The organism is uncultured Novosphingobium sp. (assembly GCF_964277725.1).
In the GTDB taxonomy this organism is placed as follows: domain Bacteria; phylum Pseudomonadota; class Alphaproteobacteria; order Sphingomonadales; family Sphingomonadaceae; genus Novosphingobium; species Novosphingobium fluoreni.
In genome coordinates this window covers 1-22,231 of record NZ_CAXYKL010000189.1, presented here as the reverse complement: position 1 = coordinate 22,231, position 22,231 = coordinate 1, and the positions used below count along the sequence as shown (strand labels likewise).

Annotated in this window: 16 protein-coding genes and 1 pseudogene; 1 reads left to right on the top strand and 16 read right to left on the bottom strand. The window is 64.4% G+C overall.

From position 1 onward, the window contains the following. The 13 genes from glgX to ACHWRX_RS10470 form a co-directional block, all read right to left on the bottom strand. Window positions 1-1,580: glycogen debranching protein GlgX (gene glgX / locus ACHWRX_RS10530; RefSeq protein WP_394659163.1), on the bottom strand; the 1,580-nt coding region annotated here is incomplete at its 3' end. Continuing rightward, the gene (glgA, locus tag ACHWRX_RS10525) at window positions 1,577-3,052 is read right to left on the bottom strand and encodes a glycogen synthase GlgA (RefSeq protein ID WP_394659162.1); all 1,476 of its coding nucleotides are present in this window, start codon (window positions 3,050-3,052) and stop codon (window positions 1,577-1,579) included. The genes glgA and glgX, both read right to left, overlap by 4 nt. Before the next feature lie 26 nt (window positions 3,053-3,078). Continuing rightward, window positions 3,079-4,356, bottom strand: coding sequence for a glucose-1-phosphate adenylyltransferase (glgC, locus tag ACHWRX_RS10520; protein WP_183615387.1), 1,278 nt, complete (start codon window positions 4,354-4,356; stop codon window positions 3,079-3,081). A 191-nt stretch (window positions 4,357-4,547) separates the two neighbouring features. Then, window positions 4,548-6,728, bottom strand: a complete 2,181-nt coding sequence (glgB, locus tag ACHWRX_RS10515) for a 1,4-alpha-glucan branching protein GlgB (protein WP_394659161.1) — start codon at window positions 6,726-6,728, stop codon at window positions 4,548-4,550. Continuing rightward, window positions 6,725-9,136, bottom strand: a complete 2,412-nt coding sequence (locus ACHWRX_RS10510; protein WP_394659160.1) for a glycogen/starch/alpha-glucan phosphorylase — start codon at window positions 9,134-9,136, stop codon at window positions 6,725-6,727. The genes glgB and ACHWRX_RS10510 overlap by 4 nt, the downstream gene beginning before the upstream one ends. 196 nt (window positions 9,137-9,332) lie before the next feature. Then, window positions 9,333-9,986, bottom strand: a complete 654-nt coding sequence (locus ACHWRX_RS10505; RefSeq protein WP_394659159.1) for a TetR/AcrR family transcriptional regulator — start codon at window positions 9,984-9,986, stop codon at window positions 9,333-9,335. 230 nt (window positions 9,987-10,216) lie between these two features. Continuing rightward, window positions 10,217-11,377 carry an isovaleryl-CoA dehydrogenase gene (locus ACHWRX_RS10500; protein ID WP_394659158.1) on the bottom strand — a complete coding sequence of 387 codons (1,161 nt, stop codon included), beginning with the start codon at window positions 11,375-11,377 and terminating at the stop codon, window positions 10,217-10,219. A 58-nt stretch (window positions 11,378-11,435) separates the two neighbouring features. Beyond that, the gene (locus ACHWRX_RS10495) at window positions 11,436-12,977 is read right to left on the bottom strand and encodes a GNAT family N-acetyltransferase (RefSeq protein WP_394659157.1); all 1,542 of its coding nucleotides are present in this window, start codon (window positions 12,975-12,977) and stop codon (window positions 11,436-11,438) included. 209 nt (window positions 12,978-13,186) lie between these two features. After that, a complete protein-coding gene (locus ACHWRX_RS10490) occupies window positions 13,187-13,501 on the bottom strand; it encodes a hypothetical protein (protein ID WP_394659156.1) in 315 nt (104 codons plus the stop codon). An 18-nt stretch (window positions 13,502-13,519) separates the two neighbouring features. Then, complete coding sequence (locus ACHWRX_RS10485; protein ID WP_394659155.1) at window positions 13,520-13,894, bottom strand: hypothetical protein; 375 nt, start codon at window positions 13,892-13,894, stop codon at window positions 13,520-13,522. After that, window positions 13,845-14,288 carry a Panacea domain-containing protein gene (locus ACHWRX_RS10480; protein ID WP_394659154.1) on the bottom strand — a complete coding sequence of 148 codons (444 nt, stop codon included), beginning with the start codon at window positions 14,286-14,288 and terminating at the stop codon, window positions 13,845-13,847. Before ACHWRX_RS10480 ends, ACHWRX_RS10485 begins: the two co-directional genes overlap by 50 nt. 80 nt (window positions 14,289-14,368) lie before the next feature. Further along, window positions 14,369-14,512 (bottom strand): hypothetical protein, encoded by a 144-nt coding sequence (locus ACHWRX_RS10475; protein ID WP_394659153.1) that lies wholly within the window; start codon window positions 14,510-14,512, stop codon window positions 14,369-14,371. After that, complete coding sequence (locus tag ACHWRX_RS10470; protein WP_394659152.1) at window positions 14,505-15,095, bottom strand: winged helix-turn-helix domain-containing protein; 591 nt, start codon at window positions 15,093-15,095, stop codon at window positions 14,505-14,507. The genes ACHWRX_RS10475 and ACHWRX_RS10470 overlap by 8 nt, the downstream gene beginning before the upstream one ends. A 61-nt stretch (window positions 15,096-15,156) precedes the next feature. Between ACHWRX_RS10470 and ACHWRX_RS10465 the strand changes: the two genes are divergently transcribed. Continuing rightward, the gene (locus ACHWRX_RS10465; protein ID WP_394659151.1) at window positions 15,157-15,600 is read left to right on the top strand and encodes a hypothetical protein; all 444 of its coding nucleotides are present in this window, start codon (window positions 15,157-15,159) and stop codon (window positions 15,598-15,600) included. On the opposite strand, the gene ACHWRX_RS10460 is transcribed toward ACHWRX_RS10465, so the two are convergent. The 3 genes and pseudogenes from ACHWRX_RS10460 to ACHWRX_RS10450 form a co-directional block, all read right to left on the bottom strand. Next, the gene (locus ACHWRX_RS10460) at window positions 15,588-16,550 is read right to left on the bottom strand and encodes an IS1595 family transposase (protein WP_394659150.1); all 963 of its coding nucleotides are present in this window, start codon (window positions 16,548-16,550) and stop codon (window positions 15,588-15,590) included. The two genes, ACHWRX_RS10465 and ACHWRX_RS10460, sit on opposite strands and share 13 nt — an antisense overlap. Before the next feature lie 453 nt (window positions 16,551-17,003). Continuing rightward, window positions 17,004-21,791, bottom strand: a complete 4,788-nt coding sequence (locus tag ACHWRX_RS10455) for an NAD-glutamate dehydrogenase (RefSeq protein WP_394659149.1) — start codon at window positions 21,789-21,791, stop codon at window positions 17,004-17,006. 158 nt (window positions 21,792-21,949) lie between these two features. Further along, window positions 21,950-22,231: pseudogene (locus tag ACHWRX_RS10450) on the bottom strand (hypothetical protein); the annotation flags it as partial.

Genomic DNA, 22,231 nt, shown 5'->3' with positions numbered 1-22,231 from the left:
TCGCGGCCCGCCCAGTCCACCCAGGTCACCGGGTTATCCTGCGCGTAGGCGTTGTTGTTGCCTTGTTGCGAGCGGCCGAACTCGTCCCCCGCCGTCAGCATCACGGTACCGGTGGACGCGAACAGCGTGCCCAGCAGGGCCCGCGCGGCTGCTTGCCGCCTTGCCAGCACGGCGGGGTCATCGCTGGGCCCTTCGACGCCGTTGTTCCACGAGAAGTTCTCTCCGTGGCCGTCCCGGTTGTCCTCGCCGTTGGTGTGGTTGTGCCGCTCGGCGTAGGCGAGCATGTCGGCCAGGGTGAAACCATCATGCGCGGCGAGGAAGTTGATCGAGCGGCAGTCTGCACCGAAGACATCCGATGATCCCGCCAGCCGCGTGGCCAGCGCGCCGATGCTGCCGTCGCCCCGCCAGAAGCGGCGTACATCGTCCCGGAAGCGGTCGTTCCATTCCAGCCAGTGAGGCGGGAACGCTCCTAGCTGGTAACCGCCGGGCCCCACGTCCCACGGTTCGGCGATCAGGATGCGGTTCGCCAGCAGCGGATCGGCGGCGATCTGGGCGAAGATCGGCGCTTGCGGGGAAAAGCCGGGGCCGCGCGCCAGCACGGTGGCAAGGTCGAAGCGGAAGCCGTCCACCCCGCAAGCCGACACGAAGTGCCGCATGGCATCCAGCGTCAGCCGCCGGACCCACCGGTTCGCGAAGTCCAACGTGTTGCCGGTGCCGGCATCGTTGATCAGCGCGCCGTCGGGGCCCTTGGCATAAGCCGCGTCATCCAGCCCGCGCAGGGACAGGACGCCGCCCTGCGTATCGCTTTCACCGGTGTGGTTGAACACCAGGTCGAGGATCACGGCGATCCCTTCGGCGTGCAGCGCCGCCACCGTTTCGCGCAGTTCCTCCACGCCGCCGGGGCACAAGCCCGGGTCCAGCGCCATCAGCGCCACCGGATTGTAGCCCCAGGCGTTGCACAGGCCGAGCGGCGGCAAGTGCCGCTCATCGATCCAGGCGACGATCGGCATCAGTTCCACCGCCGTGACGTGCAGCTTCCTGAGGTGCGCCAGAACCGCAGGCTGCGCCAAGGCCGCCACCGTGCCACGCTGCGCCACGGGCACATCAGGGTGAAGCATGGTGAACCCGCGCACGTTGATTTCATAAATCAGGCCGCCTCGAATGTCGGGCGGAGCCGTGTCGACTAGGCGATGCGGCCCAGGCACGATTGCCTTCGGTATGATCGCCTTGGGGACGATGCCCGCCGTGTCCGCGCCATACTGCGCCAGCGACGGGTGCTGCACGAAGCGGCGGTCCAATTCCTGTGCGTAAGGGTCCACCAGCAGCTTCGCCGGATCGAACCAGAGACCATGCTCCGGCGCCCACTCACCGGCCGCGCGCAAACCGTAGCGGCTGCCGGTCAGGTCAACCGGCAGTTCCAGCCGCCATGCCTCGCCATCGCGGCGCATCGCGTGGCGCGTTTCCGCTCCGCCCCCATTCTCATCGGCGAACAGGCACAGCCACACTTGCGACGCGAGCGGACTGCGCACGGCGAAGCGGGTCTCACCTGCCTCCACCCATGCGCCGAGGCGGTCGCTCACCGGCTGAGCGAGCGGTACAACTCGGCGTAAGCCTGCCCGCTGGCGTTCCACGAAAAGTCCGCCGCCATGCCATTGCGCTGCAGCCGAACCCATTCCTCCGGGCGATCATAGAGCGTTGCAGTGCGCGATAGCGCGGCGACGAGGCTTTCGTAAGAGACCGCCCCGTGCTGCACGCCGGTCGCCACTCCGGCAGCGAGAGCGGCGGGGTTCGCGTCGATCACCGTGTCCGCCAGGCCCCCCGTGCGCGCCACCACCGGCACGCAACCGTAAGCGAGGCCATAAAGCTGCGTCAGCCCGCATGGCTCGAACCGCGAGGGCACCAGGATCGCATCGCCGCCCGCCTGCATCCGGTGGGATAGCCCCTCGTCATAGCCGATCTTCACCGCGACCCGACCCGGATGGCGCGCCGCCGCTTCATGAAAGCGCGCCTCCATATCGGCATCGCCCGAACCCAGCAGCGCCAGCCGCCCGCCCAGGCCAACGAGATGGTCGATCGCCTCCAGCAGCACGTCTACGCCCTTCTGCCAGGTCAGCCGCGTGATCACGACGAACAGCGGGCCGCCCGCACGCGGCCCCTTGCCCGGCTCCAGCCCGAATTCGGCCTCCAGCGCGCGCTTGTTCGCCACTTTGCGCGACAGGGTGCGCGCGGTGTAGTTCTTGGCAATCAGCGGATCGCTTTCCGGGTTCCAGGTGGCGGCGTCGATCCCATTGAGGATGCCCGAAAGATCGCGACCGCGCGCGACCATCAGTCCCTGCAAACCCATGCCGAACTCCGCCGTGCGAATTTCCTGCGCGTAGGTCGGGCTGACGGTGGTGATCGCGCTGGCGGTGACGAGGCCCGCCTTCAACATGCTGATGCCACCGTGATATTCCACGCCGTCGACCGACCACGCCTCACGCGGCAGGCCCAGCCGGGGGAATATCTCCGCACCCTGCCAGCCCTGGAAGGCGATGTTGTGGATCGTCATCACCGAAGGAACCAGCGGCGCTTCGGGAGGCATGCCCCAGTGGAGATAGGCAGGGGCCATCGCCGCCTGCCAGTCATGGGCGTGCAGCACATCGAACTGGCGCCGCTTGCCGCGCACCACCATCGCACCGGCGGCGAGATCGGCGGCGGCGCGGCCCAGCGCGGCGAAGCGCAGCCAGTTATCGCTCCAGTCCCGTCCGGCCGGATCGAGATAGGGGCTGCCATCGCGCACGAACAAGCTGGGCGCGTCCAGCACCACCAGCGGGGAATCGCCCAGCATTCCGCCCAGCAGTCGCGCCGGTTCGCCCAGCAAGCTATCCCAGGTGTGGACCACGCGCTTGCGGCCTAGCCTTGCCAGCACCTGCGGATAGCCGGGCAGCAGCGTCGTCACCTCTACGCCATGCGGCGCGACGGCGGCAGGCAGCGCACCTGCGACATCGGCGAGCCCACCCGTCTTCACGAGCGGCACCGCCTCTGACGTGACCGAAAGGACTCTCAATGGCATGGACAGCGGCCTGGGCAGCGGCATCGTCAGGTGGTCAACCGTTCGATCATCGGCTTGGTGATCAGGCACACGCCGTTCGCGCTGCGGCGAAAGCGGCGCGCGTCCAGTTCGGGGTCTTCGCCCACAACCAGACCTTCGGGAATGCGCACGCCGGAATCGATGATCACCCGGCTGAGCTGCGCGCCCCGCCCGATATTGCTGTAGGGCAGGATCACGCCTTCCCTGACGCTGGAAAAGCTGCCCATCTTCACCCCGGTCATCAACAGCGAGCGCTGCGCGGTTGCGCCCGAGACGATGCAGTCGTTGGAGACCAGCGAGCAGATCGCGCTGCCGCGCCGCCCTTCCTCGTCATGGACGAACTTGGCCGGGGCGGCGACCACGGCGTCGGACCAGATCGGCCAGTCGCGGTCATAGAGGTCGAGCTGGGGCACGGTGTCCGTCAGGTCGAGGTTGGCATCGAAGTAGGCATCGACGGTGCCGACATCGCGCCAATATTCCTCCAGCTCGTCCGCCGCGCGGATGCAGCTGTCTGTGAAGCGGTGCGCCTGCGCCTTCCCGTTGCGCACAAGCCAAGGGATGATGTCGCCGCCGAAATCGCGCTTGGATTCCGGGTCTGCCGCGTCACGGCGCAGCTGATCGAACAGCAGCTGCGTGTCGAACACGTAGATGCCCATGGAGGCCAAAGCCATATCCGGCTGCCCGGGGATGCCGGGGGGATCGGCGGGCTTCTCCACGAAATCCGTGATGCGGTCCGTCTCGTCCACGTGCATCACGCCGAAGGCCACGGCATCCATGCGCGGCACCACCAGGCACCCCACGGTGACATCCGCGCCGGAATCGACGTGCTGGCGCAGCATCAGCTCGTAATCCATCTTGTAGATGTGATCGCCCGCCAGGATGACCATGTACTTGGGCGCATGTGCGGCGATAATGTCGATGTTCTGATACACCGCGTCCGCCGTGCCTTCGTACCACTGCGTCTCGGAGACGCGCTGGCTGGCGGGCAGGATATCGAAGCTTTCGTTACGCTCGGGCCGCATGAAGTTCCATGCGCGCTGCATGTGGCGGATCAGCGAGTGCGCCTTGTACTGTGTGGCGACGCCGATGCGCCGGATGCCGGAATTGATCGCGTTCGACAGGGCGAAATCGATGATGCGCGCCTTGCCACCGAAATAGACCGCGGGCTTGGCGCGGTTGTCGGTCAGCTCATGCAGGCGGCTGCCGCGACCGCCGGCCAGCACATAGGCCATGGCATCACGGGCGAGCGGCTGACCGGATGATCGGCTGCGCAAGGGTAAGGTCATCGGCGGCACTCTCCTGCGAATTCGTATGTTGGTTCCTCCCCGGGACGGGAAGGTGGCGCGCGCGCAGCGCGGGACGGAGGGGTCGGGGCGCTTCCGGATAAGCCAGGAACCGCTCAGAGGCATCGGCCCCTCCACCACCAGCTGCGCCGGCGGTCCCCCTTCCCGTTTTAGGGAGGGAAGGAGTCGGCAATTCAACCGGCATATTCGAACATCACCGTGGCGAGCGGCGGCAAGGTGACTTCGGCAAAGCCGCCCTTTGCTTCCACACGGCCCAGATTGCCGGTGCCCGACCCGCCGTAATACGGCGAATCACTGTTCAACACTTCGCGCCAGAAGCCGTCGTGCGGCAGGGGCAGGCGGTATTTGCTGCAGGCCCTGGGCGTCATGTTGCTGACCACGGCGATCGGCGCACCCGGCGCGGCTTTGCGCAGCCAGGCGAAGACCGAGTTTTCCGTATCGTCCGCGATAAGCCACTCGAAACCCTCGGGCTCGCAATCGCGGCCATGCAGCGCGGGCTTTTCGCGATAGAGGCGGTTGAGATCGCGCACCAGGTTGCGCACGCCTTCATGGGCGGGGGCGGCACGCAGGTCCCAGTCAAGCGCACGATCCTCGCTCCATTCGCGGCGCTGGGCAAACTCCTGCCCCATGAACAGCAGCTTCTTGCCCGGATACCCCCACATGAACGCGTAATAGGCGCGAAGGTTCGCGAATTTTTGCCAGTCGTCACCGGCCATCTTGTTGAGAAGCGAGCCTTTTCCGTGAACCACCTCATCATGGCTCAGCGGCAGGACGTAATTCTCGCCAAAGGCGTAGACCAGGCCGAAGGTGATATCGTCATGGTGGTAGCGGCGATGCACCGGGTCACGCCCCATGTACCGCAACGTGTCGTTCATGAAGCCCATGTTCCACTTGAACCCGAAGCCCAGGCTCTCACGCGGGCCGTCCTCGTGCGCCGGGCTGGTGACGCCGGGCCAGGCGGTCGATTCCTCGGCGATGGTGACGAAACCGGGATGCGTGCCATAGACTGCCCGGTTGACGGCGCGCAGGAAGTCCACCGCCTCCCAGTTTTCGCGCCCACCCTCGGTATTGGGGATCCACTCGCCCGCCTTGCGCGAATAGTCGCGATACAGCATCGAGGCGACGGCATCCACGCGCAGTCCATCGACATGATAGCGCTCGGCCCAGAACAGCGCATTGTTGACCAGGATGCTGGACACTTCCTGCCGGCCGAAATTGTAGATCAGCGTGTTCCAGTCCGGGTGGAAGCCCAGGCGCGGGTCTTCGTGTTCATACAGCGCGGTGCCATCGAACCGGACGAGGCCATGCTTGTCGGTCGGGAAATGCGCGGGCACCCAGTCCACCAGCACGCCCAGCCCCGCCCGGTGTGCGCCATCGACGAAGCGCGCGAAGCCCGCCGGCTCGCCAAAGCGCGCGGACGGCGCGAACAGCCCGGTCGTCTGATAGCCCCATGACGGATCGTAGGGATGCTCGGCGATGGGCATGAATTCGATATGGGTGAACCCCATGTCCACCACATAGGGGATCAGTTGCTCGGCCATCTCGTCCCAGGTGAGGAACCAGTTGAACCGATCGCGCTGCCACGACCCGGCGTGCACTTCGTAGATCGAGATCGGCACCCGCCGGTGATCGACCGAGGCCCAGTGATCGCGATGCGCCTCATCCCCCCAGGTGACGCCGCCCGGCCCGGTCTTGGCGGCGACGGCGGTGATCGAGGCGGTGCTGGGCCGCACCTCGCTGGCGAAGGCGAAAGGGTCGGCCTTCAGCGGCTGCACCACGCCATCGGGCCCGACGACATGGAATTTGTACGCCCGGTATTCCCCGATATCGGGAATGAAGATTTCCCACACGCCGATGTCCTGGCGGTGGCGCATGGGATAGCGCGTGGGATCCCAATCGTTGAAATCGCCCACCAGGCTGACCAGCCGGGCATTGGGCGCCCACACCGCGAAATGCACGCCTTGCGTGCCTTCATGCTCGATCAGATGCGCGCCCAGCTTGTCGAACAGGCGAAAGTGGGTGCCTTGCGCGAACAGCAGGTCGTCCACCGGGCCCAGCACCGGCCCGAAGCTGTAAGGATCGGTGACCAGCCAGTCCGCGCCTCCGGCCGAGCAGCGGTAACGGATCGGTTCGCGCTTTCCCAGGAAGCGCCCCTCAAACAGACCGCGATCGTCCTTGCGCTCCATCGGGCCCAGGAAAACGCCGTCCAGCGTGAACGCCTCCGCCTCGTGCGCTCCGGGAAGGATGGCACGCAGCTGGGTGCCGCCAGGACCTTCGTGAACGCCCAGAAGAGAAAAGGGATCGCCATGCGTCCCTTCGAGCAGCGCATCGAGGGCGCTTTGCGGCGGCTTCAAGTCAAGTTCCAGATATCTTTCGCATATTCGGCGATGGTTCGGTCTGATGAGAACCAACCGACGTTGGCGATGTTCCGCAGCGCCATCGCGCGCCACCGCGCCTGATCGTTCCAACAGGCGTCCACGGCGCGCTGGCCCTGCGCATAAGCGTCGAAGTCGGCCGCGACCATGAACCAGTCGTGGTCCGTGATGCCGGCCATCAGATCGCGGTAGCGGTTGGGATCGTCGGGAGAAAACACCCCGGTTGCGATGGCGGAGATCGCCTGGCCCAATTCGCGCGATCCTTCGATCACGGCGCGCGGATCATAGCCACCGCTGCGCTTTTGGGCCACTTCCTCCGCGGTCAGGCCGAAGATGAAGATGTTGTCATCGCCCACACGGTCCTTGATCTCGATATTGGCGCCATCGAGCGTGCCGATCGTCAGCGCCCCGTTCAGCGCAAACTTCATGTTGCCCGTGCCAGACGCTTCCATGCCCGCGGTGGAGATCTGTTCGGACAAGTCGGCGGCAGGGATGATCCGCTCCGCCAGGCTGACATTGTAATTGGGCACGAACACCACCTTCAGCAGCCCGCCCACCGACGGGTCGGCATTGATACGTCTGGCGATGTCGTTGGTCAGTTTTATGATCAGCTTGGCGTTGTGATAGCTGGGCGCGGCCTTCCCGCCGAAAATCTTGACGCGCGGCACCCAGTCCCGCTCCGGATGGCTGCGGATCTGGTCATAGAGCGCCACCGTCTCCACCAGGTTGAGCAGCTGGCGCTTGTATTCGTGGATGCGCTTGATCTGAACGTCGAACAGGGCGTCAGGGTCCAGCCGCAGGCCCATCGTGTGGCGGATATGATCGGCCAGCGCCACTTTGTTGGCGTGCTTCACCGCTGCCAGCTTCTCGCCCAGCGCGGCGTCTCCCGCCAGGGCGTTGAGGTCCGCCAGCCTGGTCGTATCGTCCAGGAAAGCCGGCCCGATTGCCTCGGTGATGAGGCCGGTCAGCCCCGGATTGCATTGATGCAGCCAGCGGCGCGGGGTGACGCCGTTGGTCTTGTTGTTGATCCGCGTGGGGTAGAGCTTGTGCAGATCGGCAAAGACCGTCTGCTTCATCAGCTCGGTATGCAGCGCGGCCACGCCGTTAACCGAATGGCCGCCGGTGAACGCCAGGTTCGCCATGCGCACGCGCCGCTCGCCGTTCTCGTCGATCAGCGAGATCGCGGCGATGGCGGCATCGTCCAGGCCCTTCTTGCGGGCCTCGCGCAGGACGCGGCTGTTGATGGCGTAGATGATCTGCATGTGGCGCGGCAGCAGCCGTTCGAACAGCGGCAGCGGCCAACTCTCCAGCGCTTCGGGCAGCAGGGTGTGATTGGTATAGCTGACGGTCGCCTGCGTGATCGCCCAGGCCTCGTTGAATTCCAGCCCGTGGCTGTCGACCAGCAGGCGCATCAGCTCTGCCACGGCCACGGCGGGATGGGTGTCGTTTAGCTGGATCGCAGCCTTGTCGGGCAGAGTGCGGATATCGCCTTCGTACTGCACGTGGCGGCGCACGATGTCCTGCACCGATGCGGCGGAGAAGAAGTACTCCTGCCGCAGCCGCAGTTCCTGCCCAGCCTGATGCGAGTCCGCCGGATAGAGCACGCGCACCAGCGAATCCGCGCGCACCTGATCGGCCAGCGCGCCGGCGTGATCGCCCGCATTGAAAGCGTCCAGCTTCAGCGGATCGAGCGCGTTCGCATCCCATAACCGCAGGGTGTTCACCCGCTTGCCGCGCCAGCCGACCACCGGGGTATCGACCGCGGTGGCCTCCACCTCCTCGGCCGGATGCCAAATCACCGCATCGCCATCGGCCACCACTTCACCGCCGAAGCCGATGCGGTAGCTGCTTTCCAGCCGCTCGAACTCCCACGGGTTGCCGTGCGCCAACCAGGTCTCGGGCAATTCCACTTGCCAGCCATCGTCGATCCGCTGGCGGAACATGCCGTTGATGTAGCGGATGCCATAGCCGTAGGCGGGGATGTCCAGCGTCGCCAGGCTTTCCATGAAGCAGGCCGCCAGCCGCCCCAGGCCGCCGTTGCCCAGCGCCGCGTCGGGCTCCAGCTCCTCCAGCGTGGCCAGGTCCAGCCCGTGCGCGGCCAGCGCCTGCTGGGTCTGCAGGGTGACGCCCATGTTGGACAGCGCATCACGCAGCAGCCGCCCGATCAGGAACTCCATCGAGAGGTAGTACACCCGCTTGCCGCCCTGCGTATAAGTGCGGCGGGTGGAATCGATCCACCGGTCGATCACCTCGTCGCGGATGGCCAGGATCGCGGCCTTGTACCAGTCATGCAGCTTCGCCGCCCGCTCGTCCTTGCCGACGCGGTGGCGCAGCACGTCGACGATCAGCGCGTCGGTCTTCTGGATGGCGGAGTTGAGATCGGGCACGGGCGAACATCCTTCCGTGATGGCCCGCCAAAGGCCAAAGGCCGGCGAACCCGGGTTGCACGCCCGTCAGGCGGCGATGGCCACCTGCATCCTCTCATCCGTGTTTTTGCGTTGCCCTATCGCTATTCGGCAAGCCTGCACCCGGCAAGCGCGATCATGCGCGACTATCCAAAAAACTCACGAGCAGGACCTTCCGCTACCAATCGGCGCGAGAGCTGATGAGCGTGTCTACCAGATTGCGAAAGAACTCGGCGGCCTCTTCGTACGTAGCGCGCTGGCCGTTCAACATCTGCCAGTTGTAGAACCCACGCAGGGCATAAAGATACATCGCCGCCGGCTTTCGCGGATCGCGGCAGGCGATCCCCTCACGCGTGGCGCAGTGCATGATATATTCCGAGATCGCCTCCACGCCTTCGTCCATCCTGAGCGCGACGGCCTTATACAGTTCGGGAAAGTGCGGACCTTCTGCGAAGATCAGCCGCTCGAACTCTTTCCAGTTCACCTCGGCACCGATCTTGTGCAACTGCAGGCCGAACGCGATGAGGCCTTCCTCAAGTCCCATGTCCCGACTGCTGACCAGCGCGGCGGCGATTTCCTCCACACCTTGATGCGCATCCTGTACCGTCGCCAGGAAAAGCTCCACCTTGGTGGCATAGCGCGCATAAAGCGTCGTCTTCGAAACGCCGGCGGACTTGACGATCATCGACATCGACGTGCGTTCGTAGCCGTGCTGGAAAAACTGCTCCTTCGCGGCGCGCAGAATTTCGCGATCAATTTCTTCCGCTGTGGCGATGCTTGGCCGACCGCGCGTACGCGGACGCCGCTCTCCGCCCTCAGAGGGCTGCATCATTTCCAATCTCCCACCCGCTTGCGACCCGGAGCCACCGGTTCGCGGCTCCAACTTAAGTTAAGGAACCAAATATAACGAAAGCGAAGACTTAGATAGCATGTAAGAAAAGGACTGCATCGCACATTTGGTGCCAAAACGAACCATCAATATAGTCTTAACCAACCAATCGCGCCGTAAAAGCTATCAGTTGGTGAGGCTTTTTCGTTTTGTGATACGTATTTAACCCTGTTTCACGCAGCGCCGATCAATTCCCGGCCGATCAGCATCCGGCGAATCTCGTTGGTGCCCGCTCCGATATCGAGCAGCTTGGCATCGCGCAGGTAGCGTTCCACCGGCCAGTCCTTGGTATAGCCTGCCCCGCCCAGCGCCTGCACCGCCTCCCCTGCCACGCGGAAGGCGCCTTCGCTGGCATAGAGAATCGCGCCCGCCGCATCGAAGCGCGTGGTCTGCCCGGCATCGCACGCCCGCGCCACGGCGTAGACGTAGGCCCGCGCCGATTGCAGCGCCACGTACATGTCCGCCACCTTGGCCTGCATCAGCTGGAACGTGCCGATCGCCTGGCCGAACTGCCGCCGCTCGCGCACATAAGGGATCACCGTGTCCAGGCACGCCTGCATGATGCCCAGCTGCAATCCAGCCAGCACCACGCGTTCATAGTCCAGCCCGCTCATCAGCACGCGCACTCCGCCGTGCAGCGGGCCCATCACTTGTTCGTCGGGTACGAAGCAATCGTCGAACACCAGCTCGCACGTGGGGGAGCCGCGCATCCCCATCTTGTCGATCTTCTGCCCGATCGAGAAACCGGCGAAGTCCTTCTCGATCAGAAAGGCGGTGATGCCCTTCGAACCCTCTCCGGTCTTGGCGTAGACCACCAGGGTATCGGCGCAGGTGCCGTTGGTGATCCAGAACTTGGTGCCGTTCAGGCGATAGCCGCCGTCCACCGCCTCGGCGCGCAGCTTCATGCCCACCACGTCAGAGCCCGCGCCCGCTTCCGACATCGCCAGGCTGCCCACATGCTCGCCACTGATCAGCTGTGGCAGGTACTTCGCCTTCTGGGCATCCGTGCCCCAGCGGCGGATCTGGTTGACGCACAAGTTGGAGTGCGCGCCGTACGACAGGCCGACGGAGGCCGAAGCGCGGCTGACTTCCTCCACCGCGATCACGTGCTCCAGATAGCCCAGGCCGATGCCGCCCCACTCTTCCTCCACGGTGATGCCGTGCAGACCCAGCGCCCCCATTTCAGGCCACAGGTCGCGCGGGAACCAGTCCTGCGCGTCCACCTTGGCGGCCAGCGGCGCGATCCGTTCGTCGGCAAAGCGGGCCACCGTTTCGCGGATCATGTCGGCGCTTTCGCCCAGAGCGAAATCGAAGTCGGGTGTGGAACGTGTCATCGTGCAGACCTACCGCAGGCGCGGACTTGCCGCAAAGCCCCGCGCCTGCCTGTCAGCCTTATTTCCAGTCGACACGGTAGAGATCGAACCGCCGATCGCGCAGGTTCTGCACCGCGCCCGATTGCCGCGCGGTCAGCAGGGCGTCCAGGCTGAGGTCGGCGATGGCGATCGTCTCGGTATTGACGGCGGTTTCCGCCGCCACGCCGTCCCGCGCGAAGGGGAAGTCCGACGGGGTCAGGATCGCGCTTTCGGCATAGTGGATATCCATGTTCTCCACATTGGGCAGATTGCCCACCACGCCCGATGTCACGACATAGCACTGGTTTTCCACCGCCCGCGCCTGGCAGCAGTAGCGCACGCGCAGATAGCCGCGCCGCTCGTCGGTGCAGAACGGCACGAACAGCAGCAAGGCCCCCTGGTTGACGAGGTGGCGGGCCAATTCGGGAAACTCGCTGTCATAGCAGACCATCACGCCGATCGGCCCGCAATCGGTGGGGATCACGCTGGCGCCGTAGCCGCCGCGAATGTTCCACCAGCGCCGCTCCGACGGGGTGGGGTGCAGCTTCTCCTGCTTGTGCGTGCTGCCATCGCGCAGGAAGATGTAGCTGACGTTGCGGATCTCGTCCTTGCCCACGCGCGTGGGGTGCGATCCGCCGATGATGTTGATGTTATAGCTTACCGCCATGCGCTCCATGAATTCGGTGAAGCGGTCGGTATATTCCGAAATCCAGCGGATCGCGTCCACCGGCTCCAGCTTGGTTTCCGCCATGGACAGCAGTTCCAGCGTGAAAAGCTCGGGGAACACCACGAAGTCCGCTTCGTAATCAGCGGCCACGTCGATCCAGTATTCCACCTGATCCTCGAACTGGTCGATCGTGTCGATCTTGCGCATCTGGAACTGCACGGTGGCGACGCGCACGCTGGAGGGCAGCCATTCCTGGAAGCCGGGTACGGCCTTGCCCGTCTCCTGCGGGGCGATCGGGTTGGTCCAGAACATCAGCACGGCATTGCCGCCACTCTCACGGTCGTTGGGCAGATAGCCGGGCAGGATGCCGCGCGGCTCGTAGCCCTCGCTCATCTGGAACTCGATCACCTGATCACGCACCTTCTTGGCCTTCACCGCCTCCACATAGTCGAACGGGTCGGGATAGCTGCGGCGGCGGCGGGAATAGCCCGGCATCCGTCCGGCAAAGGCGATGCCCTTCAGCTCGAAGTCCTGACACAGCTCGCGCCGCTTGCGATAGAGCCGCTGGCCGATGCGCAACCGGCGGAATTCGGGATCGACGCAGATCTCGAAGCCATAGAGCACATCGCCGTTGGGCGCGGGCGGGCGGCCATAGCCACCGGCACTGATTTCCTCCCAGGTATGCGGCTTGAATGCCAGATCGGAGGAGATGATCATCGTGGCGCAGTGGCCCACCACCTTGCCCTGATACTCGGCGACGAACTGGCCATCGGGGAAGTTGTTGATCTGCCCCCGAATTTCAGCGCGTGTGAACGCCTCGGTGGGTCCGTAAACCTTGGCGGACAACCGCGTGATCGCGGGGGCGTCCGTCAACAGTGCCGGGCGGATGACGAGCTTGGCTTTGGGATTGGTCATGGGGTGCTAATATGCGCCACATTGGTGACGGTTCCAGGGGTGGTGCGTGGTTTGATGCATTCGCCGGGCTTTGCATGGCCTGGTTTTCCTGGATTTCGATCGCCCTGAACGGAGCAGGCGGGAGCGCAACCGGGCCGCACCCTCATCTCGAAACCGCTTGTGCCCACCGACGCCTTTGCTGGGTTGACAATATGAGGCGATTATGGAGATTACAAACCCAAGCCTTTATCGCGACCCAAATCGATCAGCGCTTGCCGCAGTCTCATCCCGTTGGGCGTAAGAAAAACGCCGGCCCCTCGGAAACAACCGTCACTCCAGCGCATGTCGCGCGCTGTGGCAAAGTCGAGGAATCGGAGGCGGGCTGCGGTAGCTGCAATCTCTCCGGAACTGACTCTAAATTTCTCGCGCATCTGATCGTGTGTGCGCGATGATTGGTCTGTGCTCCAAAGCACGATCCTACACGCAAGGTCGTCTAGCTGCTCAGCTTCCCACATCATATCGTCATCTGAGATGATGCGTTTCACTCTAAATCCTCTGCTCGCCTATTCCTTGTCACCAGATGCCATGCCGACAAAGCGGTGCATCGCCTTAGAAAATAGTGCGTAGAATTCTTCAACGCCCAAACGTTTGGCCACGAGCGCCAACATGGCAATTTCTAAGATCCCGATAATAACAGGTGCTGTCGCGTTCTCGGCGTTCAGAAACAGAGCGCAGTCAAAGAGAATGACAGATATAACCATCCACCCAACGCGCTCTTCGTTCCTCGCGTCTTTGATGGCTGCTAGTTCTTCCTGCGCGTCGGACAACGCCTTGAGGGCTTTCTCGTGCGTGTCATGCGTATTTGCCAGACCCGAAAGGGCGGCAAAGCTAGGCTTGACGAGCGGCCTGTTCGGCTTCTCGGGCGCGATATTCGGCAAGAATGTCATCCTTCGGAATCGTTGAGCCGAAGCCATCGTTGTAATGCTTAGCCCATGCGCCACCATCCCAATGCGTGATCGCCACGAGGCGAGACGGGCTTTTGGGGAGTTCCTTGTAGGCGCGTTCCAGCACAGCCTTGCCAGATCCCTCCGGCAAACGGGCGCTCACAAAGAATGAAGTGACGGGCTTGTTCCCGTAGATTTTCGCTTTCCCATATACTGCGGGCACAACCGGGCCCAACTTCCAAGCCTGAAAGTCGTCGCTGAATATAGGCTCTCCGGCCTCGCCTAGGTGAAACATCTGGGCAAGGTACAGGATCTTTTGAATTTGAAGGTTAGTGAGCGTTCCACCGCTCAAATCGACGAGCGTGGCGGCTGCAGAGATAGCGTTCATGCTCGCTCCTTTCGAGCGAACATATGGGGAATCGCGCGTCAGCCGTCAACTTATCTCGCTCAGGCGAGCATTCTTCACGGTTAGCTCTCGCCCTCCGGCTTCTCGACTGGCTTGTGCTTGGCGATCTTAGCCAGCCTCTCCTTGAAGCGTTCCGGATCGTCGTCCGTCTCTAGCTCGCGCGCGGCTTCTTTGAACTTGTCGAGCTGAGTCTTTTGGTCATCCATGGGTGGTCTCGCGTTTCCATCCTTGGGCAAACGCAGCTATCGCCTGGGGTGATAAAGGGTCTGCGATTGCAGTTGGCTTTTCGTGCTGAACTGCATCAACGCTTTCTTGATCAGCAGCCTCAGCAATCATCGCAACGGCCTTATTTGCCGGTTTGAAGTTGCGGCCCGGATACCACTCCTTAAGGCCCCATGTACCGCGACTTACGCGCACGAGGTCGCCCACATTGTTGAACCGCCGGGTTAATACAGAACCCACTACATTCAGAGGGTCAGCGCCGGTCAGCACAAGGCCACCAGCTTGAAGTTCGGCTAAAATCTCAGTGTTCGACATAGTGCGCTTGCGGAGCGCCAGCAGCTTCTTCGCTGCGTCGACGATCGACATGCCAAGGAACATACCCGTTGGATTGTCATCATTTAAGCCATCCGCTGTCGGCATGGGGCTAGGCTGTGGAGCTAAGCCCCCAACGGTCGCACCCAGCAGATTACTAATGACGCTGATTGCCTGATCAATCTGATCGCGCTTTGCTCGAAGGTCAGCAAGGACCGCCGCATAGGGGTCGCTAGAACCGGTTTCTTCGGTCATTTTCTTGACAGCTCCCGCCTCTCGGCGTAATGAGGGAGCCGTCCACGAGGCGCGAAGCCCCATGGACGGCGGTGCCGGACATCGCCCTGACATCAGGGTTCAGCCGAACCCCTCAGGCTATCTCCTAACCGTCCGCATCTTCGCAACCTCCGCTAGTCTTTTGCCCAATCAGCAGGCCATGTGGAACACGATGCCGGGGTGTAGTGACCCCGGCATCGTCGTATCTGCCACGAACAAGGTTGCGAGGCAAGCGCAAAGAGTCGCAATCCAAGCGCGATGTTGGGGAAAACCCACAGTCGGGGATTTTACGATTATCGTAGAGAAGCGGCGGATTTCCGGGTCCACCCACAAAGCGATTGTTGCGGATCAAATCAGAAACAATGATCTTGCCGTTTGGTTGTGTGTTTTCGGTGCTGTTTTGTACGCCATCGTTGATGGCGCTTTGAAATCAAACATTGGTCGCCATGATCGTTGTGATGGTCGTCGCGTTGATCAGCCTTGCTGATCAGGCCTTGCATAGGTGAGCCGCTTACCAACGATCCCCTTGAGCCCTTCGATCGCGCGGGCCTTGTCATCGAAGCCGTTGGCAACGCGGTTGGTGTAGCGGAAATCGAATTCAGCGAGATAGCGATGCAGATGCTGCTCTCCGCAGTGCTGGTACACACCACGCATGCCGCGCTTGAAGATCGAGAAGTAGCCTTCAACGGTGTTGGTGTGGATCGTCACATCACCCTTGCGGACGTACTCACCACCGGCATGCAGCACGCGGTTATGCTCAGCGAACTCCTTGCCTACCTTCCAGTACAGGCGGGCTTCGTCGGTCATCAGGCGAGCTTCTGCGGCGATGTTGGCGCGCAAGATGGGGTGAATGTCCTTGGCGGTGAGGTTGGGGTCCGTGAAGGTACGGACAGCACCAGTCTCTCGGTCCAACAGCGCGAGAACCTTCATCTTGTGGCCACCGCCCGACTTGACGGGCTTGCCCTTCTGGCGACCGATGTAGGTTTCATCAACTTCAACCATGGTGCCGTTGCCGCCGAAGGGAGCCAGATCGCCCGAGCGCATGGCTTCGCGGATGCGGTGCGCGAGGAACCAAGCGCTCTTGTACTGAACCTCAAGGATGCGGCTAAGCTGGTGGGCGCTGATGCCCTTCTTACTCGACACCATCAGGTGAACGGCCTGGAGCATCTTGGTGAGCGGCATGCGGGCATGCTCAAACACAGTGCCCACCTTGACCGTGAACTGCTTGCGGCACTCGCCACACTTCTTGAGGCCGTGACGGACAACACCCTCGGGGTTCTTGACGCTAGGCTTGGAGCGGACGCCAGCGAGATCGTACACACGACCGGCGACAACACCGCAGTGAGGGCAGACTACGCCGTTCGCCCACACGACGCTCTCAAGGAAAGCGAAAGCCTTGGCTTCATCGTGAAAGTGAGGGGACGAAAGAACGGACATGACGGCTTGCTCCTTGCCGTCATTCCTACGTTTTCAGCATGGGTTTGTAAAGTGCATAATTGCCCAATATGAACCAAATAGGTTATACGCCGCAGCCATCGGAGAAAACCGATACGGCGGGTGCGGGTGGCGAAACGCGATCGCTCATCAACCCCGCACCATGCGGCCGGCGCTCAAGACGGGCGCCTGCACCGCGATGCAGGACTCTAACCCGCCGGCATTAGCGCCGGAGACGGGGCCGACGGGCTTTTGCGAGCTTTTCCCGCCGGTCGTCCTGCGCATCAAAGCCGAGCTGGCGGTCCCGCTTTCGCGTTCCCCCGCCAGCCGGTCGCACGATGGAACGTCGAGCCAAGCCTGTCGCGCCAGGCCCGCGCCGGCCGCAACGCTTGGCCGTTGAACTCTCCCCGGCGTTACCCCGCGCTCGCCTGCGGGGGATGGCGCATGTCCACCCCCCTACCCCAGCCGCCGCGACAGCAGGTTGCGCGCCTGGCTGGCGATCTGGGCAAGCATCGCCGGAGCGACCGCCGCGTTGCCCTCGGCGCGATCGATCATGGCGCGGAAGGCATGGATCGCCGTCTGCCGACCCGCTGCCCAGGCTTCCACCGCCGCCACCGGGTCCTCGCGATCGGCCTTGCTCTTCGCCAGTTCGGCCAGGAACTCCAGCCGCATCTGCTGGAAATCACGCGCGAGGCCGGCAACCAGCAAGCGCTCCCACGGGTCGGACGGGCTCATCACCGCGGCACTGGTCTGCGCCCAGTCCAGGCCTAGCGCCGCGCCCAGCCGCGTGAACGCGCCCACCAGGCGGCGGGGCGCGATGCCGGTCTGCTCCGCCAGCGCGGTGATGCCCACCGCGCCATCCAGATCATACAGATGCGTTACCGCCGCCGCATCGGCTTCGGGTGCGCCTTCCTCGACCAGCGCGGCGCTGATCCGACCCGAATGGGTGCGGCCGCTTTCGCCCAGCAGATCGCGCGTCTCACGAGCCAGCAGCGCGACGCCGCTGCCCAGCCGCTTGATCAGCTCGGCCGGAGCGATCCGTCCCGCCCCCACGCGCAGCAGGTCCGCCATATGGCTGCGAACGGCATGGGCCATCTTGTCGAACAAGGCGATGCGGGCCGTCTCGGTCATCGGCTCGGTCTCAATCCGCCGCCACAGTTCGTCCAGGTTCAGCAGCCGCTGCGCCAGCGTGAACGCGGCGGCGACTTGGCCCAGCGTCGCGCCTTCCTCTTCGGCCAGTTCGAAGGGATGGATCACGCCCAGGCGGTTGACCATGCAGTTGGCGAGCTTGGTGGCGACGATCTCTCCCGCCAGGCGGTGCTCCTTGATGAAGGTGCCGAACTTCTTCTGCATCGCCGGCGGGAACGCCGCCAGCAGAACGCCTTCCATGCTGGGATCGGTGGCGAGCGGGCTGTGCTCGATCGCATCCTGCAACACCAGCTTCGCGCTGGAGAGCAGCACCGCCAGTTCGGGCCGGGTCAGTCCCCGGCCATCGAGCGCCCGGCGCGAAAGCGTGTCGTTATCGGCCAGCCCCTCGGTCCGGCGATCCAGGTTGCCGCCTTCCTCCAGCGTCTCGATCAGGCGCAAGTACGAAGGGATCGCCGCCCCGCCGCCGCGCTCGGCGATCGAAAGGGCGAGCGCCTGGAGCCGGTTGTCCTCCAGCACCAGCGCTGCGACATCGTCGGTCATCGCACGCAGCAGCTTGACCCGCGCCGGTTCGGTCAACTTGCCCGCCCGCTTGGCGGCGGCCAGCGCGATCTTGATGTTCACCTCGTTGTCCGAACAATCGACGCCCGCCGAATTGTCGATGAAGTCGGTGTTGATCCGGCCGCCCTTGCCGCCCGCGCCCACTTGCGCGAACTCGATCCGCCCAGCCTGCGTGGTGCCCAGGTTGGCACCTTCGCCGATCACGCGGGCCTGCACCATGTTGCCATCGACACGCACCGCATCGTTGGCGGGATCGCCTACTGTGGCGTTGTTTTCGGCAGAGGACTTCACATAAGTGCCGATGCCGCCGAACCACAGCAGGTCAACCGGCGCCTGCAGGATCGCGCTGATCAGCGCCTCGGGCTCCAGCTCGCTCGCCTCGATGGCCAGCGCGGCGCGGATTTCGGCGCTGAGCGGAATGCGCTTCATCGTGCGCGCGAACACGCCGCCGCCCTTGGAGATCAGCTTCTTGTTATAGTCGTCCCAGCTGGACACCGGCAGGTCGAACAATCGCTGGCGCTCGGCCCAGCTCTTGGCCGCATCGGGCGCGGGATCGAGGAAGATGTGCCGGTGATCGAACGCGGCCACCAGCTTCAGCGACTTGGACAGCAGCATGCCGTTGCCGAACACGTCGCCCGACATGTCGCCGCAGCCCACCACGCGGACCGGATCGCTCTGCACGTCCACGCCCAGTTCCAGGAAGTGGCGCTGCACCGAAAGCCAGGCACCCTTGGCGGTGATGCCCATCGCCTTGTGATCATAGCCCTTGGAGCCGCCGCTGGCGAATGCATCGTCCAGCCAGAAGTCATGGGCGATGGCGATGCCGTTCGCAACGTCGGAGAACTTGGCCGTGCCCTTGTCCGCCGCGACCACGAAGTACGGGTCTTCCCCATCGCGGATCACCACGCCGTCCGGATGGACCACCGCGTTGTCGACGATGTTGTCCGTGATCGACAGCAGCGTGCGAATGAAGATTTCGTAGGCTGCCTGCCCCTCTGCCGCCCAGCCCGCGCGATCGCGCTGCGGATCGGGCAGCAGCTTGGGATAGAAGCCGCCCTTTGCGCCGGTCGGCACGATCACGGCGTTCTTCACCCGCTGCGCCTTCATCAGGCCCAGGATCTCGGTGCGGAAATCGTCGCGCCGGTCGGACCAGCGCAGGCCGCCGCGCGCAACAGGTCCGGCGCGCAGATGGATGCCCTCCACCCGGCGCGAATAGACGAAGATCTCACGCCACGGCACCGGCTTGGGCAGGCCCGGGACAAGCGCGGAATCAAGCTTGAAGGCCAGCGCCCCGTTTCCGTTGTTGGGGGCACTCGCGGGTGCGAAGGCGTTGGTGCGCAGGATCGCCTCCACCAGGCTGCGATAGAGCCGCAGCACGCGGTCATCGTTGATCGCGGCGACATTGGCCAGGCCATTGCGGATCGCCTCTGACGCGGCCTCCTCCGCCTTGTCGCGGCTGCCCTTGAAGGCGGGATCGTGCCGCGCACGGAACAGCGCCATCAGCCCCTGGGTGATCGCGGGCGAGCGACCCAGCGCATCCACCACGGTGCCGATGGTGTAGCTGATTCCGGTCTGGCGCAGATAGCGGTAGAAGGCGCGCAGCCAGTCCACCTCGCCCGCGGCAAGCCCGGCTACGATCACCAGGCGGTTGAACGGATCGTTCTCCGCCTGCCCGTTCAGCACGGCGGCGAAGGCGCTTTCGATCGCCTCGGCCCGGTCCACCAGCGGCGCGGCGGGTTCCCCGGCGGGAAGCTCCAGCAGGAAATCATGGATGATGCCCATCCGCCCCCGATCGAGCGCGGTAGGGATTTCGGCGAGTACGCGGAACCCGAACGCCTCCAGCGCCGGCACCGCGTCTGACAGCGGCAGCACGCCTTCGTTCTGGTAGATCTTCAGGCGCAGCCGCTCGTCACTGTCGGTCGGCAGGCGATAGAGCCGCACGTCGCGGCGGCTGTGCGGGCCGGATGCGATCTCGGCCTCGCTGCCCGCAAGGCGGCGCAAATGGCGGATGTCGATCGCGGCTTCGGCCGGGCCATAGTCGCTGCGGTAGCCCAGCGGAAACGCCTCGGCATAGCGGCTGGCGATCGCGGTGGCGCGATTGCCCTCGCCCCCGTCCGCGGCGACGGCGGCCTCCACCGCCTCACCCCACCCGCGCAGCAGCAGCCGCACTTGGGTATCCAGTTCCACCTCATCGGGCGTGGACGGCGCATCGCGGATATCCAGCACGAAGCGCAGCATGGCCACGGTGCCGGATTCCACCTGCATGGACCAATCCAGCACGTCCACGCCCTCGGTCTGCTCCAGCAGCGCCTGCACGCGGCCGCGCATCTGCGAGGAGAGCTGATCACGCGGGAGCCAGACGAACGCGATGGCATGGCGCGAAAGCGGCGCTTCCACCAGCAACAGGCGTGGGCGCGGGCGATCGACCTGGGCGGTCATCGCCGTCGCCACCCGCTCCACATCGGCATCGCTGAAGCTAACCAGCAGATCGTGCGGCAGCGCGCCCAACGCATGGCGCAGCGCCTTGCCGGTGTGGCCGTTGGGATCGAAGCCGAAGCGGGTGTTCAGGTTGTGCAACTGCGTGCGCAGGCGCGGGATCTGGTCTGGCTGGGTGGACAGTGCTGCACTGGTCCACAACCCGGCATGGACCGAGATCGCGGTGACCTTGCCACCCTCGATCACTGGCAGCAGGAACAAGTCCAGCGGCACCCGGCGGTGGACGGTAGCGACCTGGTTGGCCTTGACGATGATCGGCGCGCGCACCGTGCCGGTCTTCACCTGCTCGTCAAAAGCGGCGAAGGCACGCTCGAAGCTGGCGTCGGCCAGGATCGCCTTGGCGCGGCGGCAGATGCCCAGCAACTGGCTATGACCGCCCTCCCGCTTGCGCGTGATGTGGCCCAGCTGGGTCAGGTTGCCATCGGCGAACCAGCGCAGCAGTTCTGCGCCTTCCTCGTCCTGCGTCAGCCCATCGGCTTCCTGCTTCATCAGCGCCACCATGCGCGGGTAATCGGTGACGGCGGCGCGCACATCGGCCAGCACGGTGGCCAATGTCTCCACCAGTTCGCGGCGCTGACGCGCATCGACGCGCGCGGCCTCGATATAGATCAGCGATTCGCGAGACGCTTGCGCCGGCTCCTTACCTGCGCGAGGCGCGGCGAGGCCGGTCAGTTGCCCATCGCCATCGCGGGTGGCGGTGATGACGGGGTGGACCAGGCGATCGATGGCGATGCCCATCCCGGTCAGCGCCCCGGCAACCGAGTCCACCAGGAACGGCATATCGTCGTTCACCAGCGCGATCCGCAGAAAGCGGCGGCCACCATCTTCGCTCGTTGAGGCCAGCTCGATCACCGGCTCACCCGGCGCGCGGCGGCGCGCGGCGGCCAGCAGGAACTGCGCGGTTTCCTCTACCCAGCCCTTTTCGAAAGGGCCATCGCCGGGCAGCAGCGATTCCCGCACCCGAACCGCGATCGCGGCGCCGATATCGCCGGGGGCAGCGCCGCTTTTGCGACGCGTTGCGGTCTTGGTACCTGCGGCCATGTCCTGTCTCTCCAAACCGATCGCGACGCCCGCCCCGTGCGCCGCAACATTGCCGGGATATAAGCCATGCGCAAGCAACGCCCAGCCCCGTGCTTACGGCGCTTAACGAAAGGGAATGGCGTCAGGCTGCACCCACAGTTCTGTATCGCGCGCGCCCTTTAGCGCAACGGAGGTAAAGTACCTGGGCGGGCTACGGGTTTGCCGGCGAAGCGGATCACCCGGATCACGGGCCCGCCGCTTTCGCCTGGAACCGGCGCAAAGGTTGCCACGATCCGGCCAGTGGCGATCAGCTGCGCATAAGCGGCATATTCATGCGGGAAAGTGGCCCGCTCGGCGCGGTAGCGATCGGCCTGGGTCAGGATCGCCCAATCAGCGGCGCAGGTTCCTCGCCGAGCGGGGTTGAGCGTACCGTAGTCCACGTTCGAGCGCTGATTTCGTGC

Coding starts and splice junctions, on each gene's coding strand:
- ACHWRX_RS10455 (WP_394659149.1), bottom strand. CDS start 21,791: ATGGCCGCAGGTACCAAGACCGCAACGCGTCGCAAAAGCGGCGCTGCC.
- ACHWRX_RS10480 (WP_394659154.1), bottom strand. CDS start 14,288: ATGAACGCTATCTCTGCAGCCGCCACGCTCGTCGATTTGAGCGGTGGA.
- ACHWRX_RS10495 (WP_394659157.1), bottom strand. CDS start 12,977: ATGACCAATCCCAAAGCCAAGCTCGTCATCCGCCCGGCACTGTTGACG.
- ACHWRX_RS10475 (WP_394659153.1), bottom strand. CDS start 14,512: ATGGATGACCAAAAGACTCAGCTCGACAAGTTCAAAGAAGCCGCGCGC.
- ACHWRX_RS10470 (WP_394659152.1), bottom strand. CDS start 15,095: ATGACCGAAGAAACCGGTTCTAGCGACCCCTATGCGGCGGTCCTTGCT.
- ACHWRX_RS10460 (WP_394659150.1), bottom strand. CDS start 16,550: ATGTCCGTTCTTTCGTCCCCTCACTTTCACGATGAAGCCAAGGCTTTC.
- ACHWRX_RS10505 (WP_394659159.1), bottom strand. CDS start 9,986: ATGATGCAGCCCTCTGAGGGCGGAGAGCGGCGTCCGCGTACGCGCGGT.
- glgA (WP_394659162.1), bottom strand. CDS start 3,052: ATGCCATTGAGAGTCCTTTCGGTCACGTCAGAGGCGGTGCCGCTCGTG.
- ACHWRX_RS10465 (WP_394659151.1), top strand. CDS start 15,157: ATGGACGGCGGTGCCGGACATCGCCCTGACATCAGGGTTCAGCCGAAC.
- ACHWRX_RS10500 (WP_394659158.1), bottom strand. CDS start 11,377: ATGACACGTTCCACACCCGACTTCGATTTCGCTCTGGGCGAAAGCGCC.
- glgC (WP_183615387.1), bottom strand. CDS start 4,356: ATGACCTTACCCTTGCGCAGCCGATCATCCGGTCAGCCGCTCGCCCGT.